The sequence below is a fragment of the Streptomyces altiplanensis genome (genome assembly GCF_053591575.1).
On the sequence record NZ_JBSFUB010000063.1, the window covers coordinates 1 to 16,127 of the forward strand.

The following is a 16,127-nucleotide window of genomic DNA, read 5'->3' on the forward strand; positions in this document are numbered from 1 at the left end:
GCACCCCCCGGGGCTCCCGACCCCGCCCCGGCGGCCCCCCCGGCCGGCGGCCCCCCCGCCGCGGACCCGGGGGGGGCCCGGGCCGGGGGCCGGCCCCCCCCCCGGCGGATCGGCGCCGACGGCTTCCGGGTCGTCGTCGCCGAGCTGGAGCCGGAGCGGGGCGAGCGCGCCGTCGCGGAACTGCGCGCCGAGGGCGTCGACGCCCACTTCGTGCGCTGCGACGTCGCCGACCCCGCGTCGGTGGACGCGCTCGCCGCCGCCGTACGGGCCCTGGGCCCGCTGTACGGCCTGGTCAACAACGCGGCGCTGGCCAACGGCGTGGGCGGCAAGGAGTTCCAGGACATCGACATCGAGGTGTGGGACCGGCTGATGACGGTCAACGCCCGCAGCCCCTGGCTGGTGTCGAAGGCGCTGTACCCGCTCTTCGCCGCGCCCGGCCGGATCGTCAACATCGCCTCGGACGCCGCCCTGTACGGCTCCGAGCGCCTCGCCCACTACATCGCCTCCAAGGGCGCGGTCATCGCCCTGACCCGGGCGATGGCCCGTGAGCTGGGCGACAGGGGGATCACCGTGAACGCGGTCGCCCCCGGGCTGACCGAGTGCGAGGCGACCGAGACCGTGCCCGCCGAGCGGCACGGCCTCTACCGCGCGAACCGGGCCATCTCACGGCCGCAGCAGCCCGACGACCTCACCGGGATCGTCTCGTTCCTGCTCGGCGAGGAGTCCCGCTATCTGACCGGACAGGTGATCGCCGTCAACGGCGGCTTCACCATGAACTGACCACAGGAGATACCGAGTTATGGATCTGGGCCTCGCCGACCGCACCATCGTGGTCACCGGCGGCAGCTCGGGCGTCGGCCTGGCCACGGTCCGCGCCCTGCTCGACGAGGGCGCCCGCGTCGCCACCTGCGGCCGCGACGCCGGCCGGCTGGCCGAGGTCGCCGACCGGCTCGGCGCCGGGCGCGACCGGCTGCTGACCGGGGTGTGCGACGTACGGGACGCCGATGCCGTGGACGGCTTCGTCCGGCGTACGGCCAGGGAGTTCGGCGTCATCGACGGACTGGTCAACAACGCGGGACAGTCCCGGATGAAGGGGCTCGACGACTCGACCGCCGAGGACTGGCGCGACGAGCTGGAGCTGAAGTTCGCCGGGGTGCTGAACCCGCTGCACGCCGCCCGCCCGTACCTCGCCGCATCGGACGCGGCGAGCATCGTCAACATCAACGCGGTCCTCGCCAAACAGCCCGAGACCCGCCTGATCACCACCAGCGCCGCCCGCGCCGGCATCCTCAACCTCTCCAAGTCCCTGTCGGCCGAACTGGCCGCCGACGGCATCCGGGTCAACTCCGTCTGCCTGGGCCTCGTCGACACCGGCCAGTGGGCCCGCCGCCACGCCGCCGCGGAGTCCGGCATGACGTACGAGGACTGGCAGGCGGAACTGGCCGCCGACCGGGGAGTCGCCCTGGGCCGCCTCGGCCGGGCGGACGAGGTCGCGTACGCGGTCGTCGCGCTGCTCTCGCCCCGCGCCTCGTACATCACCGGCACCAGCATCGACGTCTGCGGCGGAATCGGCCGCTCCATCCTCTGAGGAGACACCATGCGTTACGACAACGGAGGCGATCTCCTCGTCGCCGTCCTGCGGGAACTCGGCATCGACACCGTCTTCGGCATCGTCAGTGTCCACAACCTGCCGCTCGTCGAGGCCGTCGACCGGGAACTGCGCTTCGTTCCCGTGCGGCACGAGGCGTCCGCCGTGAACGCCGCCGACGCCTACGGGCGTGCCCGCGGCGCCCTCGGCTGCGCGCTCACCTCGACCGGCACCGGCGCGGGCAACGCCGCCGGATCGCTGATCGAGTCCCTCAGCGCGGGCAGCTCGGTGCTGCACGTCACCGGGCAGGTGGAGAGCGAATTCCTGGGCAGCGGCCGGGGCTTCATCCACGAGACGAAGGACCAGCTCGGCATGTTGACCGCCGTCTCGGCGTACGCCGCGAGCGTGCCGGACGCGGAGCAGGCGGGCCGCATCCTGCGCGAGGCGGCCCGCAGCGCGCTGGCGGCGCCGGGCGGCCCGGCGAGCGTCGAGTGGCCGGTCGACCTCCAGTACGCGGCGCAGACCGACGAGCCCGCCGAGCTCCCCGCGTCCGCCGTCCCCGCCCCCACGGAGGGCGAACTGGCGTCCGCGGGCGCCCTCCTGGCTTCCGCCCGCCGTCCGCTGGTCTGGGCCGGCGGAGGCGTCGCGACGGCGCGTACGGAACTCGCCGCCCTCCTCGCGGCGACCGGGGCGGGACTGATCACGTCCAACTCCGGCCGTGGCGCGGTACCCGAGGACCACGAGCAGGTCATCGGCAACTTCGCCACCACCGCGGCCGTGCGCGCCCTGCTCGACGACGCGGACCTGCTGGTCACGGTCGGCACGCACTTCCGCTCCAACGAGACCGCCGACTACACGCTGCGGCTCCCGGCGGCGCACCTCCAGATCGACATCGACGCCGCCGCGCTCGGCCGCGTGTACCCGGTCCACCACGCCCTGCACGGTGACGCGTCGGCCACGCTGACCGCTCTGCTGCCGCACGCACGGCCCGCCGAGACCGGCTGGAGCGAGCGCGTCGCGGCCGTACGTACCGAGGTACGGGCAGACCTGCACGACGGCATCGGTCCGCAGGCCGCGATCTGCGACGCGATCCGGGCCGTGCTCCCCCGTGAGGCGGTCGTCGCACGGGACGTCACCATCCCCTCCAGCAGCTGGGGCAACCGCCTGCTGGAGATGTACGACCCCCGGGACAACGTCTTCCCCCGTGGCGGCGGCATCGGACAGGGGCTCGGCATGGGCATCGGCGCGGCGCTCGCCCGGCCGGACGCGCCCACCGTCGTGCTCGCCGGCGACGGCGGTCTCGCCGTACACCTCGGCGAACTCCTCACCGTCGCCCAGGAACGGCCCCGCCTCACGCTGATCGTCTTCAACGACGGCGGCTACGGGGTGCTGCGCAACATGCAGGACCGCTACAGCGAGCGCCGCTCCGGCGTGGACCTGGTCACCCCGGACTTCGAGCTGCTGGCACGCGCCTGCGGACTGCCGTACCTGCGGATCTCCGCGGAGGAACACGCGGCTCCCGTCATCGGCCAGGCGGTCGGCTCCGCCGGGCCGGTCCTCGTCGAGGTCGACCTCGCGGCGCTCGGCCCGATGAAGAACCCGTTCACCCCGCCCGTGCGGATCCCCGGCCAGTAGGCCCTTCCCGCACGCCCTTCCCGTAAGACAGTCAGGAGGCAGCAGGTCATGAGTGAGAACTCCCTGCGGCTGGTCGTCCACCGCATGACATGGGAGGCGGAAGGTGTCCTCTCCGTCGAGCTGGTCCATCCGGACGGCAAGCCGCTGCCGGCATGGACGCCGGGAGCCCATCTCGATGTCCAGGTGGGCGGCCACACACGGCAGTACAGCCTGTGCGGCGACCCGCAGTCCGCCGGCGTCTACCGGATCGGCGTGCTGAACGAGCCCGCCTCGCGCGGCGGTTCCCGCCATGTGCACACCGTGCTCCGCCCCGGCCAGCAGGTCACCGTCTCGGAGCCGCGCAACCACTTCGCCCTGGAGGACGCCGAGGGCTACGTCTTCGTCGCAGGCGGCATCGGTATCACGCCGTTGCTGGCCATGGCCAGGGAGGCGTCCCGCCGCGGCGCCGCATGGCGGCTGGTGTACGGCGGCCGCACCCGCGGCTCGATGGCGTTCACCGGCGAACTCGCGGCGCTGGACGGCGACGTCGTCGTCGTACCGCAGGACGAGCACGGTCACATCGACCTGGACGCCGCTCTTGCCGGGCTGCCCGGGGACACCCTGGTGTACGCCTGCGGCCCCGAGCCGCTGCTGACCGCCGTCGAGCAGCGCTGCCCGGCGCAGCGGCTGCGGCTGGAGCGCTTCGCGGCCCCGGTGGTGGAGCGTACGGGAGACGACGCGGGGTTCGAGGTCGAGTGCCGTGCCTCCGGGGTGACGCTCGACGTCGGCGCCGGCACATCGATACTCGAGGCCGCGGAGGCCGCCGGGCTGGACGTGCGGAGCTCGTGCCGGGACGGCATCTGCGGCTCCTGCGAGACCCGGGTGCTCGACGGCGCCCCGGACCACCGCGACTTCCTGCTCAGCGAGGCCGAGCACACCGCGAACGCCACGATGATGATCTGCGTCTCGCGGTGCGCGTCCGCCCGGCTCGTCCTCGACCTGTGACCCCTCCCCCCTCCCCCTTGCTCCCTCCCGTACTGGAGACACCGTGACCGACACCTGGCCGTACCTGGAAGTCCACCAGAGCCGTACGCACGAGCCGAGCCCGTACGCCTGCAAGCTGGCCGCCACGCTCGAGGAGGTCTACACGGACGAGGGCCACGAACTGGCCGACGTCGTACGCGGGCTGAACGCCCGCCGGGTCCACGCCCCCGACGGGCAGCCGTGGACCGAGCAGTCCTTCCGTGCCGAGATGCACCGACTGGGAGCCTGACCATGACGCTGTCGACCACCGCATCCGCGGACCACATCTACGCCAACGGCCTGCGCAACCAGTGGCACGCCGTCGTCCCCTCGCACTTCGTCGCCCCCGGCGCCATGCGCAAGGTCACCGCGCTCGGCGAGCAGTGGCTCCTCTTCCGCCGCTCCGACGGCACCCTCTCAATGCTGGCCGACCGGTGCCCGCACCGCGGCGCGCCGCTTTCCCTCGGCAAGCACCTGGGCGACCGTGTCGCGTGCTGGTACCACGGCGTCGAGGTGGAGACGGACGGCACGGTCTCGTCCGTGCCGGGGCTGCCGGGCTGCAACCTGGAGGGCAAGAAACTGGTGACTTCGCTGCCGGTGCGGGAGGTCGCGGGCGCGGTGCTCGCGTACTTCGGCGACGAGGAGCACCCCGAGCCGGTGCCGCTGACCCTGCCCGAGCCGCTCACCGACCCGCGGACGGACGCGTTCCTGTGCTACGCGGAGTGGAACGTGCCGTGGCGGTACGCGGTGGAGAACCTCCTCGACCCGATGCACGGGGCCTTCCTGCACCACGAGTCGCACACGATGTCCGACGGCGACACCACCGCCAAGTTCCGCATCCGCGAGACCGACCGCGGCTACTTCTTCGAGAAGACCGACCAGCGGGGCGTGAACTTCGACTGGGTGGAGCTGTGCCGCACCGGTGTGGACTGGGTGGACCTGTCCATCCCGTACCCGCCCTCCGCGGGCCCCGGCGGCCCGTTCGGCATCGTCGGGATGGTCTGCCCGGTGGACGCGCACAGAACCGGGGTCTTCTTCTGGCGGTACCGCAAGGTCCAGGACTGGCAGCGCGACTCCTGGCGCTTCCTGTACAAGACGCTGATCGAGAAGAGGCACTGGGACGTCCTCGAACAGGACCGCGTCATGCTGGAGGCCATGCCCGCGGACGCCGACCAGCGGGAGAACCTCTACCAGCACGACCTCGGTGTGGTGCGGCTGCGCCGGCTGTACCGGGCCGCGGCCGAAGCCCGGTCGTGAGGGCGGGGGACCGGTGCCGGAGGCGCTGGGGCTGAGCACCGCCGAGTCGCGCGGACGGTTGCGGCGCCGCGTCCGCGGGGAGGCACCGCGGTCCGCCCCGCGCACACTGGCCCGGTGCGGCGTGAGCCGTCCCGGGCCAGTGTGCGCGGGGTCCCTTCTACTGCGTCACTCCCACGGCGCGGATGATCTCCTGCTGCACCGAACCGCCCCGGTCGTCGGCCGCCGAGGCCCGCAGCGAGATGTACTCCGCGTCATGCGGCACCCGGACCGAGCCCGCCCAGGCCGCGGGCTTGCCGCGTACGCCGTCGAGTCCGACCCTGGTCCACGTCCCGCCGTCGTCGTAGGACACCTCCAGCGTGCCGCCGCCGATCTTCCCGGTGCCTTCCGCCTTCCTGACGTACTCGGAGAAGATCCCTAGCTCCAGCCGCTTGCCCGCCCGCACGTCGCCGGTCAGGCCGGTGTCCACGTCGAAGCCGAGGTTGAGCAGCGGCAGGACGGTGAGCCGGCCGGCGGGGGTCTCCTTGGAGCGGAACGTCCACTCCGCGTGGCCCCTGGTGGACAACCGCCAGCGGTCCGGGTCCAGGGTGGTGTCGGTGACGACTCTGTACGTCTGCTCGGCGGGGTCCGCGTCCCAGGCGTACGCCCCGGAACCCGTCTTGCGGTCGACCAGCTCGCCGCCCGCGTACACCTCGGTGGACTGGGTCATCGAGTCGTCGCTCCACACGTCGCCGAAGCCGGTGTGGTCCGGCCCCGAGTCGCCCCAGCCCGGTGTGTTGAACATCAGGTTGTTTCCGCTGCGCTGCTGGCCCCAGCCGAGACCGGTGCCGAGCCACGGGTGCAGGACGGGCTTGAACCAGTTGAGCTCGGAGCGGACGCCGCCCCGGTAGGCCGGGGTACCGCTGCGCTGTTCGATCGCGCCGGGGCCGTTGGTGACCGACTCGTGCCAGCGCTGGCCGGAGCCGGTGCTGACGTAGTCGGTGCGCTCGGCGGGGAACGCGGCCTTCTCCTGGAAGCCGAACCCGACGGGGAAGGTGTCGGTGACCGAGTAGCGGAAGTCGCTGCCGTCGGCCGCCTTCGCGGCGTGGAATTCCGTGTCCAGTACGGCCAGTTCGCGCTTTCCGGGCCGGTACGTCAGATCCTCGTCCGGCACCGATCCCGGGTGGCCCTCCGACAGGTCGTACACATACGGCGTGTACTGCGTGCCGGTCAGCTCCACCCGCCGGTCGCGGCGGGCGGCCTCGGTCAGGCGGGCGCCGTCGGCCGCGTCGACCGTCGCGACGTGCAGCGGCCGGTCCTCGTACGCCTCGGTGCCGAACCACTCCATCAGCCTGCCCGGCTCGTCGTCGGTGACGAACAGGGCCTCGGCGCCCGCGTCCTGCGCGTTCTGGGCGAGCCGCGCCGGGCTGACCGCGCCGGTGTGGCGTACGACGACGGCCTTGCCGCGGACGTTCTTGTCCGCGTACTCGGCCGGGCTGCCGGCGCCCGCGTCCACGATGTCCAGGCGCTGCTTCCCGTCGAGTACGGCCGTGCCGGCCTGCACACGGGTTCCGCCGAGCCGGTGGCCCCCCGCCGTGACGTCCAGCATCGGCTTGCCGAGCCGCCAGACGGTCCGGTACTCGAACGTGCCGGTGGCCGGCTCGCGGGTGGGCGCGGCGAAGACGCTGTCGTACGTGGGCGGCACCTGCACCACTCCGCCGTACGACGCCCCGCCCGCCTCGCGGCTGAACTCCATCAGCACCTGACGGGTCTCGGTACGGCGGTCGACCGCGGCCCGTACCTCCCTCAGCTTCCGGCCGTCCAGGGTGATCTCCCGGTCGCGGTCCAGGACGATCTCGGGGTCGGTCAGGAAGCCGAGGCCCAGGGAGTCCTTGCCGCCCGCGCCGCGCACGTCGAGGAAGGTGTCGACGGTGTACGTGCCGGGGGGCAGCCGCAGTTCCACGGTGCCCGATTCCCCGACGGTGGCCGGGAAGGGGTCGTGTCCGGCGGCGAGGCGCTGGACACCGAGCCAGGCCGGGGCCGGAGCGCCGTCGCGGTCCTTGACGTGGACGGTGAGGCTGTAGCGCTCTTCCTCCTTCACCATGCCGACGGCCGTGTGGGCGACGGCCCGGCCGGCGCTGGTGGCGACGATCCGGCCGGAGACGTTGCCGACGGGCGCGCCGCTGCCGTCGCCGGTGACGGTGGTCCGCGCGGAGCCGTTCGCGGGCACGGTGAGGGTGGAGTCCGCGAGGGTGGCGACGCCCTCGGGCGTGCCCTCGACGGACAGGTCCAGGGTGACCGGCCGGTCGGAGGAGTTGGTGTAGGTCACCGTGCGGGTGACGGGCTCGTTCTCCTCGTACGGCCAGCCGTGGAAGCCGAGATCGGCGCTGCCGGTGGCGGTGAGGGCCGCGTCCACGGCGGCGGGCACGTCGACCCGGCCGGCGCCGAGCGTGTACGCGGACGCCGTGAGGTGCGCGGACGTGCTCATCAGCGCGTCCTTGAGCTGCTGCCCCGTCCAGTCGGGGTGCTTCTGCGCCAGCAGGGCCGCCACGCCGGCGACGTGCGGGGTCGCCATCGACGTACCGCTCATGGCCGTGTACGGGCCCTCACCGCCGCTGAGCCGCGAGCGTGCGGCGAGGATGCCGACGCCGGGAGCGGACAGGTCCGGCTTGAGGGCGTTGTCGCCGGTGCGCGGGCCGCGGCTGGTGAAGTACGCCGCCTCGTCGGCGGAATCGACCGCGCCGACGGTCAGCGCGGAGTCGGCGGAGCCGGGCGAGCCGATGGTGCCGGGGGCGCCGGAGTTGCCCGCGGCGACGACGAACAGGGCGCCGGTGTCCTTGGAGAGGGTGTTGACGGCCTGTGCCATCGGGTCGGTGCCGTCGGTGCCCTCCTGGGAGCCGAGGCTCATGGAGACGATTTTCGCGTCGACGTCCTTCGCCGCCCACTCCATACCGGCGATGATCTGCGACTCCGAGCCGGAGCCCTCGTCGCTGAGCACCTTGCCCACGGCGAGGTCCGCGTCGGGCGCGACGCCCTTCTCCTTGCCGTCCGACGCCGCGCCGCTGCCTCCGACGGTGGAGGAGACGTGTGTGCCGTGACCGTTGCGGTCGGCGACTTCCTCGCCCTCGATGAAGCTCTTGGACGCGCTGATCCGCCCCTGGAGGTCGGGGTGCTGCGCGTCCACACCGGTGTCGAGGACCGCGACCTTGACGCCCTTGCCGGTGAGTCCCGCGTCCCATGCCTCGGGGGTGCCGATCTGGGCGTTGCTGTCGGCCATGGCCGCCTCGACCCGGCCGTCGAGCCAGATCTTGCGCACCCCGGCCGAGAAGGCGCCGCGGCTGCCCGCGCCGTCGGCGACCGTACGCCAGAACTCCCTCGACTTCACCGCGTCGACGGCGGCGCCGCCGATGCTCGGCAGGGCCCGGACCCGCTCGGCGCCGTGCGGTGTGGAGCGGCTCTTTCCGTCGTAGGTGACGATCAGCGGCAGGCCGCCGGCGGACCGGTCGTCGAGCCTCTGCTCGATCAGCGCGCTGACGTCGAAGAGCCGCTGGTCGAGGAGCCCGGTACGGAGGTAGGGGCGTGCCTCGTCGGGCACGACGGTGATCCGGCTGCCGGTGACCCGGCTGCGGACCGCCCCGGTGGCGCCCTCGGGGCGCTCCACGGCGACGCTCTTCTTCCCGCCCCCGAGATCGGTGACGGTCACCTTGTCGCCGGTGATCAGGGTGACCGTATGCGCGGCTCGGGCCACTGGGGACCGGGGTGCCGCGGCGGCTTCACGGCCGGCGCCGCCCGTACCGCCTGCGGCAGCGGCCTGTGCGGTGGGAAGCAGTACGAGCGAGAGCCCGGCTGCCACCATCCGGGCTCCACGTCTCACGGGAGCTCTCGTCATCTGTCTCTCCTCGTGCGCCCGGTGGTGGGATGTCTCCGGGTGCTGCGAAGAGTCTCGGGGCTGACAAGTTGCTTGGGGACACCATCACTTGGCGGATAACCGACATGGCGGGGAACCGCCACTGCCACCGTTACGGACATGTCGCGCAACGGCCGGCCGCCCGGACCTCCATGACGTGTCAGCGGCGCTCTGTTCGCGTCCTCGGCATGGCCGCCGCGGTGTTCCGGCCGTCGTCACACCGGCCGCACCGTGATCACCCCACTGCGGCCGACGCCTCCGAGCGGGCGAAGGCGAGGATCTCGGGGACCGCCTCGCGCAGGGTCCCGAAGTGACGGTGCACGCCGGCCACCGCGACCGCGGCGTTGACCCCCCGCACCGTCATACCGGCCCGCAGCCCCGCCTCGACTCCGGAGGGAGCGCCCTCGATGACCAGGCAGTCCCGGGGTTCAGCGCCCAGCCGCTCGGCGGCCAGCAGGCAGGGCGTCCAGCAGCTCCGGCGCACCGTCGAAGGCCGTACAGACGCCGGACCGGACGTCCTCGTCCTCCAGTTCGTGCAGCGCCGTCAGGCACTCCGCTGGATCCCGGTCCGGAGCCACCTGCGCGAAGGTCTCCGTCGGGCGCGTCCACAGCGCCACCCGATGGACCTCGTCCGCGTCCAGCCGGTGTCGCTCCGCCCACATTTCCCAGACCCTGCGCTGGTTGACCACGGCGTCGATCAACGTACCGTCGACATCGAACAGGACGTACTTCCTGGGGCCGGGCCGCACCAGGTCACCGGTCACGTCGTGGTCGTGCCAGACGCGCAGTGGAGAGGAGCGAGCACATGCACCCCCGCCGGAAGCCGCCGCCGGGCGCCGTGGCCCACCAGGACCGACAACGCGCGAAACAGTATCCGACCTGCAAAGTCATTACTCAGGGCCTGCCTGACAATCTTGATCGGAGATACCGTTGAGAATGCTCATCAACGTGGCAGAGACGGTCGTCGCGGATGCGTTGCGCGGAATGGCCGCCGCGCACCCCCAGCTCACGGTCGATGTGGAGAACCGTGTCGTCGTACGGCGCGACGCGCCCGTCGCGGACAAAGTGGGCCTCGTGTCGGGCGGGGGCAGCGGGCACGAACCGCTGCACGGGGGATTCGTCGGGCCCGGGATGCTGTCCGCCGCCTGTCCCGGCGAGGTGTTCACGTCGCCCGTTCCCGACCAGATGGTGCGGGCCGCGGCCGCGGTCGACAGCGGGCAGGGGGTGCTGTTCGTCGTCAAGAACTACACCGGCGACGTGCTCAACTTCGACATGGCCGCCGAGCTGGCGGAGGACGAGGGCGTCCAGGTCGCCAAGGTCGTCGTCGATGACGACGTCGCCGTGACCGACAGCCTCTTCACGGCGGGCCGGCGCGGTACGGGCGCGACGCTCTTCGTCGAGAAGATCGCGGGCGCCGCCGCCGAGGAGGGCGCACCGCTGGACCGGGTGGCGGCCGTCGCGCGGCAGGTCAACGAGTCCTCCCGGAGTTTCGGGGTCGCCCTCAGCGCCGTCACCACGCCCGCGAAGGGGTCCCCGACCTTCGATCTGCCGCCCGGCGAGCTCGAGTTGGGCATCGGCATTCACGGTGAGCCGGGCCGGGAGCGGCGGCCGATGATGACCTCGGGCGAGATCGCGGACTTCGTGGTCGACGCGGTGCTGGAGGACCTGCGGCCGACGCGGCCCGTGCTCGTACTCGTCAACGGGATGGGCGCCACTCCGCTGCTGGAGCTGTACGGCTTCAACGCCGAGGTGCAGCGCGTGCTGGCCGGGCGGGGTGTCACCGTGGCCCGCACGCTCGTCGGGAACTACGTCACCTCGCTGGACATGGCGGGCTGCTCGGTGACGCTCTGCCAGGTGGACGAGGAACTGCTGCGCCTGTGGGACGCGCCGGTCGAGACCGCCGCGCTGCGCTGGGGGCGCTGAGACGTACGCATGGAACACGTGACCATCGAACGATCGCGAGAAGGAGACCTTGTGCTGGTGCTCGACGCCGAATTCTTCCGTCGCTGGATGTCCGCCGCGGCGGCCGCCGTGGACCGCGAGGCCGGCCGCCTCACCGAACTGGACTCGGCCATCGGCGACGCCGATCACGGCAGCAACCTGCAACGCGGCTTCGCGGCCGTCGCCGCCGCGCTGGACAAGGAACAGCCCGCCGCGCCCGGTGCCGTACTGGCGCTCACGGGGCGGCAGTTGATCTCGACCGTCGGCGGGGCGTCCGGGCCGTTGTACGGGACGCTGTTGCGGCGTACGGGCAAGGCGCTCGGCGACGAGGCCGAGGTGACGCCCGGGCAGCTCGCCGAGGCGCTGCGTGCGGGCGTCGACGCGGTGGCGCAGCTGGGCGGGGCGAAGGCCGGGGACAAGACGATGCTGGACGCGCTGATCCCGGCGGTCGGCGCGCTCGGCGAGTCGCTGTCGTTCGGCGCGGCGCGGACGGCGGCGGACGAGGGGGCGCTCGCGACCGTACCGATGCAGGCGCGCAAGGGCAGGGCGAGTTATCTGGGGGAACGGAGCATCGGGCACCAGGACCCGGGCGCGACGTCGTCGGCGCTGCTGATCGGCGCGCTCGCCGACACGGCCGATTCCGCGGAGGGGGCCGCGTGAGCGGGGAGAACGGGGCGAGTGGGAAGAGGCCGGTCGGGGTCGTGCTCGTCTCGCACAGCGCGTCGGTCGCGGCGTCCGTCGCCGAGTTGGCGAAGGGACTCGCGGGAGGCAAGGACACCGCGCCGGTGGCGGCCGCGGGCGGTACGCCCGACGGAGGGCTCGGCACCAGTTCGGAGCTGATCGCGGAGGCGGCCAGGTCGGTCGACGGCGGCGCGGGCGTCGCCGTGCTGGTCGACCTGGGCAGTGCGGTGCTCACCGTGAAGGCGCTGCTGGCCGAGGGCGACGAACTGCCGGACGGGACACGGCTGGTGGACGCGCCGTTCGTGGAGGGTGCGGTGGCCGCGGTGGTCACCGCGTCCGCGGGCGCGGATCTGGACGCGGTGGAGGCGGCGGCCGGGGAGGCGTACGACTACCGCAAGGTGTGAGGGAGGGGGAGGCACCCGGGGCCGGGGAAAACCCGCCCCGGGCGCCGCCCCTGGGGCGAAACTACCGTCCCGTGTCGCAGGTCATGCGCTGTCCGCGGCCGACGCCGCGATACGGACTTCGGCCCGCTGTGTCGTGCCGTTGACCGTCGCCGCGAGAGCGACCGTGCCCGGCCGCAGCGCCGTCAGGGTTCCCGTGGCCGGGTCGAAGGCCGCCGTGTGGCGGGGGCGGGCGTCCTTCGCGGACCCGATGTGGAGATCCGGGGAGCCCGTCCAGTCCGCGCTCAGCGGGAAGGCGACCGGGACCCGGCGCGAGCCCTGGATGACGGCCGCCGCCACGGCCGCGCTGCGGCCGGGGGCCAGTACGGAGGGCGCGTCGAGTGCCAGGGCGTCCACGTGGGCGCGGGTCTGGACCGACATCCAGTCGGGGCCGCCCGCCCAGGGGCGCTTCCGGGCCGCCTCCTGTCCGGCGCGTGAGACCTTGTCGACGCCCACCAGCGACCAGCCGGTGAAGCCGCCCTCGTCCGGCGGCCCCGCCGGCGCCTTGCCGGAGTTGCCGTTGACCAGGTACGGGACCCCGTCGACGTGCGCGGCGTGGAAGACCCCCACGTGGCTGCCGATGAGGCTCGCGCCCTTCCCGGTCGTACGCCGGAATTCGGACAGCCATCCCTCGATCAGCGCCGCCTCCTTGCGGTCGCCCAGCTGGCTGGCCTTCTGCACGGTCGGGTCGCGCGGCGGGACGTGTTCCACCAGGACGACCGAGCTGATCCGCTCGTCCTTCGCCGCCGCTTCGAGTTGCGCGCGCAGGTTCTTGATCTGCGCGAAGCCGCCGCCCCGCAGGCTCAGGCTCGACGTGTCGAGGGTGACGAAGCGGGTGCCTTCGTGGTCGAACGTCCGGTGGGCCGGGCCGAACTCGGCGACGAAGTTGTCGATCTTCCCGCCCATCACCTCGTGGTTGCCGGGGACGTAGTACCAGGGCAGGGCGTCGCCCAGTTCCTCCGTCAGGACGCGGCGGGCGAAGGCGAGGTCGGCCGGTGAGCCCTCGTCGACGAGGTCGCCGTTGACGACCAGGAAGTCCGGCTTCGCCGCCTTGATCTCGCGCAGCGTACGGCGCGCCTGCGCCACGATGGCGCTGTCCGGGGCGCGGGCGACGAACTGGGCGTCGGACATCACCGCGAACTGCCAGTCCCGGCCCTGCGTTTCGGCCGCGGAGTCGACGAGCGGGTCGGCCGGGACGGGCTGCTCGGGCAGGTCGACCGTGGGCGGCACCTGTGCCGTCAGCGTGTCGATGACGATCTCGCCCGTGTACTGCTTGGCGGCCGCCGTCTCGGCCAGGTAGAACCGGTGCACCCTCAGCGGCGTCGCCGCCCCCGGCGGTACGGCGAAGGTGACCTGCCGCCAGCCGGTCCAGGTGAGGAACGGGCCGCGCAGCAACTGGTCGGAGCCGGCCGCGTCCTTGAGGTGCAGCGTCGGCCAGGCCCCCTTGCCGTCACTCTTGACCCACATCGTGAAGGACTGGGGCCGGCCGGCCACGGTGACCGGCTGCGGCGGGTTGGCGTAGGCGGCGCGGGTCGCCGTCGACTGCGTGAAGTCGTACGTGAGCTTCAGCCCGGTGCCGGTGTGGCCTTCGGGGGCCGCCGCGACCGAGCCGCTCGCGCGGGCCTGGGCGAAGGTCCAGGACGCGGCGTCGTCGAACGCGGACACCGCCTGCTCGGCCAGGCCGACGCTGACGGCCAGTTCGGTGACGACGCCTCCCGCGGCGGCCTTGATCCGGCCCGCGGCGCCGCTGCCGGTGTGCGACGTGACGGTGAAGCTGCCCCGGCCGTCGTCACGGACGTCGAAGAGCGAACGGTCGTAGTCGAGCGTCACGTCACGCGGTTCCACCGGGGCGCTGGTGCCGTGGGCGTCGTACCCGACGATGCCGAACGTGCCGCTCGCCTCCCCGTCCGCCAGCCCCACGCGCCGCGTGGTCGGCTCGATGCGGGCGAGGTCGTCGAGGACGGTCAGCCGCATGCCGCCTTCGGCGGGGCCCCGGTGCGCGCGCACCTGTACGGTGCCGCTGCGGCGCGCCGTGAACAGCCCGTCGTCGTCGACCTGGCCCACGGACGCGCGGGCGCTGTGCCAGCGCGGTTCTCCGTCCGCCGGGCCGTACGTCTCGTCGTGACCGGCGGCGGTGAGCCGGCGCGTCAGGCCGGGGAAGACCCGTTCGGGGTGGCCGCCCACGACGGGGTCCGCGGTGGGCGCGCTGCCGGCCGGCGTACGCGTCTCGACCCAGTAGCCGCGCAGGTGTCCGCTGCCGTCGGGGGCGGTGAGGGCGAGGCCGTTGGGTACGGTGCGTTCGCTGCCGTCGGACGGGCTGTTCTCCACCTGGAGCGCGTCGCTGCCGGGTTCGCGCGCGATCAGGGTCGACGAGCCGCCGCCGTCGAGGTTCAGCGCGCTGTGCGATCCGGCGCGCTTCATCATCAGGGCGAGCTCGGTGAGGGTGACGCCGCCGCTGTCGGCCTGGCGGCCGTCGACGGTGATCACCTGCATCTCGCTGCCGTCCTTGGAGAAGCCGACGGCCGTGCGGGGCGCGGCGGCGTTGTTGCCCTGGCCGTCGTGGTTCTGCGGTACGCCGTCCACGACGAGCAGTTCGCGGCCGCCGACGGCGGTGCGCGGCACGGGCCCGCTGTCGGTGCGCGCCCGGTACTCCGTCTCCACCGGGTCGCCCGGTTCGAGCGCCTCGACGGCCGCCGCCCCGGCCTCACGGCCGACGAGGACCGTGGTGCCCTCGGGGATGGGCCCGGTGCCGGGCCGGTCCGTCACCTCGACGACCTTTCCGTCCCGTACGACCGCTTCGGCGACGGGAGTCGCGGCGTCCACCGTCAGGGCGCGGTCGGCCGTGCCCCAGCCGGAGGTGTACGCCCCCACTCCCCCGGCCGGCACGTTGGCCGCGTTGTACGACGCCAGGGGGTGTGTCCCGGCGGGCAGGGTGAGGGTTCCCTCGAAGTACAGCCGGAGGACGCGGCCCGCGCTCCCGGGGCCGATGCCGACGGCCCGGTTGGTGCCCGGGGCCGGGGAGTGGACAGTCCTGCCGTCCTTGATGCCGGGGCCCTGCGGAGCGCCGGTCTGGTTGATGTCGAAGAAGTCCGCGTTGAGGGCGGCGACGGTGCGGCGGCCCGCGCCCGGGTCGTGCGCGGCGGCGAGTTCGGAGACCGAACGGCGGTCGGAGACCTTGCCGGAGTGGAGGTAGTCGGCGCGTACGCCGCTGCCGTCGAGGTCGACGGAGAGCGTGTCGACGCGAAGCCACTTGTCGGATTCGAGGCGGTCGTACGAACCGAGGCGGACGCCCGGGGCGACGGGGCGGGCGCTGCGGGCGGTCTCGATGCCGTCGCCGTCGACGACGGATCTGGGGCTGCCGGCCGGGGTGCTCGCGGGCGGCGGCGCGACGGGCCGGAGGATTTCCGCGGAGTTGCGGGGGCGGGGGTCGGGGGTCGTATCGGCGGCCGCGGGGGCGATCGCCCCGGCGGTCAGCGCGGTCACCGTCGCGAGGAGCACGACGGGCCGTCCGAGGGTGCCGAATGTGCCAAGGCCCATAAATCCTCCTGGGAAGTGGTCGGTTGAACGGGCACTGCACGCTGCCGCCACAGCATTGCCGCGCGTACACCGACCTACCAGGGGTCGACGGGGACCTCGTGGAGAACATGCGGTACCGACGGGGTGACGAGGGATCGGATCCGCGCCACCGGCCGGAAGGCGC

11 protein-coding genes and 1 pseudogene are annotated in these 16,127 nt (G+C 73.2%); 9 read left to right on the forward strand and 3 right to left on the reverse strand.

Features of this window, described 5'->3' with window-relative positions; translation table 11 throughout:
• From ACWD0Y_RS24355 to ACWD0Y_RS24380, 6 genes are all read left to right on the forward strand, one after another.
• Positions 1-780 (forward strand): SDR family oxidoreductase (locus ACWD0Y_RS24355; protein WP_450262437.1); only part of this gene is annotated, 780 nt, incomplete at its 5' end.
• Positions 781-799: 19 nt separating this feature from the next.
• Positions 800-1,588 (forward strand): SDR family oxidoreductase, encoded by a 789-nt coding sequence (locus tag ACWD0Y_RS24360; RefSeq protein WP_450262438.1) that lies wholly within the window; start codon positions 800-802, stop codon positions 1,586-1,588.
• Between the two features lie 9 nt (positions 1,589-1,597).
• Positions 1,598-3,223, forward strand: coding sequence for a thiamine pyrophosphate-binding protein (locus tag ACWD0Y_RS24365; protein ID WP_450262439.1), 1,626 nt, complete (start codon positions 1,598-1,600; stop codon positions 3,221-3,223).
• Positions 3,224-3,271: 48 nt separating this feature from the next.
• Positions 3,272-4,207 carry a PDR/VanB family oxidoreductase gene (locus ACWD0Y_RS24370; RefSeq protein WP_450262440.1) on the forward strand — a complete coding sequence of 312 codons (936 nt, stop codon included), beginning with the start codon at positions 3,272-3,274 and terminating at the stop codon, positions 4,205-4,207.
• A 43-nt stretch (positions 4,208-4,250) separates the two neighbouring features.
• Positions 4,251-4,475 (forward strand): recombinase-like helix-turn-helix domain-containing protein, encoded by a 225-nt coding sequence (locus ACWD0Y_RS24375; RefSeq protein WP_450262441.1) that lies wholly within the window; start codon positions 4,251-4,253, stop codon positions 4,473-4,475.
• Positions 4,476-4,477: 2 nt separating this feature from the next.
• Positions 4,478-5,482: a Rieske 2Fe-2S domain-containing protein gene (locus ACWD0Y_RS24380; protein WP_450262442.1), complete on the forward strand. Its 1,005-nt coding sequence runs from the start codon at positions 4,478-4,480 to the stop codon at positions 5,480-5,482.
• A 157-nt stretch (positions 5,483-5,639) separates the two neighbouring features.
• Here the strand turns inward: ACWD0Y_RS24380 and ACWD0Y_RS24385 are convergent, their stop codons facing one another.
• Positions 5,640-9,347, reverse strand: coding sequence for a S8 family serine peptidase (locus ACWD0Y_RS24385; RefSeq protein WP_450262443.1), 3,708 nt, complete (start codon positions 9,345-9,347; stop codon positions 5,640-5,642).
• A gap of 253 nt (positions 9,348-9,600) precedes the next feature.
• Positions 9,601-10,129: pseudogene (locus ACWD0Y_RS24390) on the reverse strand (phosphatase).
• A gap of 166 nt (positions 10,130-10,295) precedes the next feature.
• Between ACWD0Y_RS24390 and dhaK the strand changes: the two are divergent.
• The 3 genes from dhaK to ACWD0Y_RS24405 are packed head-to-tail and all read left to right on the forward strand — an operon-like array spanning position 10,296 to position 12,391.
• Positions 10,296-11,288, forward strand: coding sequence for a dihydroxyacetone kinase subunit DhaK (gene dhaK, locus ACWD0Y_RS24395; RefSeq protein WP_450262444.1), 993 nt, complete (start codon positions 10,296-10,298; stop codon positions 11,286-11,288).
• A gap of 57 nt (positions 11,289-11,345) precedes the next feature.
• Positions 11,346-11,966, forward strand: coding sequence for a dihydroxyacetone kinase subunit DhaL (gene dhaL, locus ACWD0Y_RS24400; RefSeq protein ID WP_450262466.1), 621 nt, complete (start codon positions 11,346-11,348; stop codon positions 11,964-11,966).
• Positions 11,963-12,391, forward strand: coding sequence for a PTS-dependent dihydroxyacetone kinase phosphotransferase subunit DhaM (locus tag ACWD0Y_RS24405; RefSeq protein ID WP_450262445.1), 429 nt, complete (start codon positions 11,963-11,965; stop codon positions 12,389-12,391). The genes dhaL and ACWD0Y_RS24405 overlap by 4 nt, the downstream gene beginning before the upstream one ends.
• Before the next feature lie 81 nt (positions 12,392-12,472).
• On the opposite strand, the gene ACWD0Y_RS24410 is transcribed toward ACWD0Y_RS24405, so the two are convergent.
• The gene (locus ACWD0Y_RS24410) at positions 12,473-15,964 is read right to left on the reverse strand and encodes a phosphodiester glycosidase family protein (RefSeq protein ID WP_450262446.1); all 3,492 of its coding nucleotides are present in this window, start codon (positions 15,962-15,964) and stop codon (positions 12,473-12,475) included.
• Between the last annotated feature and the right edge of the window lie 163 nt (positions 15,965-16,127).

Excerpts from the sequence above, each read along its gene's own strand:
- ACWD0Y_RS24410 (WP_450262446.1), bottom strand. The coding sequence starts at position 15,964 with ATGGGCCTTGGCACATTCGGCACCCTCGGACGGCCCGTCGTGCTCCTC.
- ACWD0Y_RS24380 (WP_450262442.1), top strand. The coding sequence starts at position 4,478 with ATGACGCTGTCGACCACCGCATCCGCGGACCACATCTACGCCAACGGC.
- ACWD0Y_RS24385 (WP_450262443.1), bottom strand. The coding sequence starts at position 9,347 with ATGACGAGAGCTCCCGTGAGACGTGGAGCCCGGATGGTGGCAGCCGGG.
- ACWD0Y_RS24365 (WP_450262439.1), top strand. The coding sequence starts at position 1,598 with ATGCGTTACGACAACGGAGGCGATCTCCTCGTCGCCGTCCTGCGGGAA.
- ACWD0Y_RS24360 (WP_450262438.1), top strand. The coding sequence starts at position 800 with ATGGATCTGGGCCTCGCCGACCGCACCATCGTGGTCACCGGCGGCAGC.
- ACWD0Y_RS24370 (WP_450262440.1), top strand. The coding sequence starts at position 3,272 with ATGAGTGAGAACTCCCTGCGGCTGGTCGTCCACCGCATGACATGGGAG.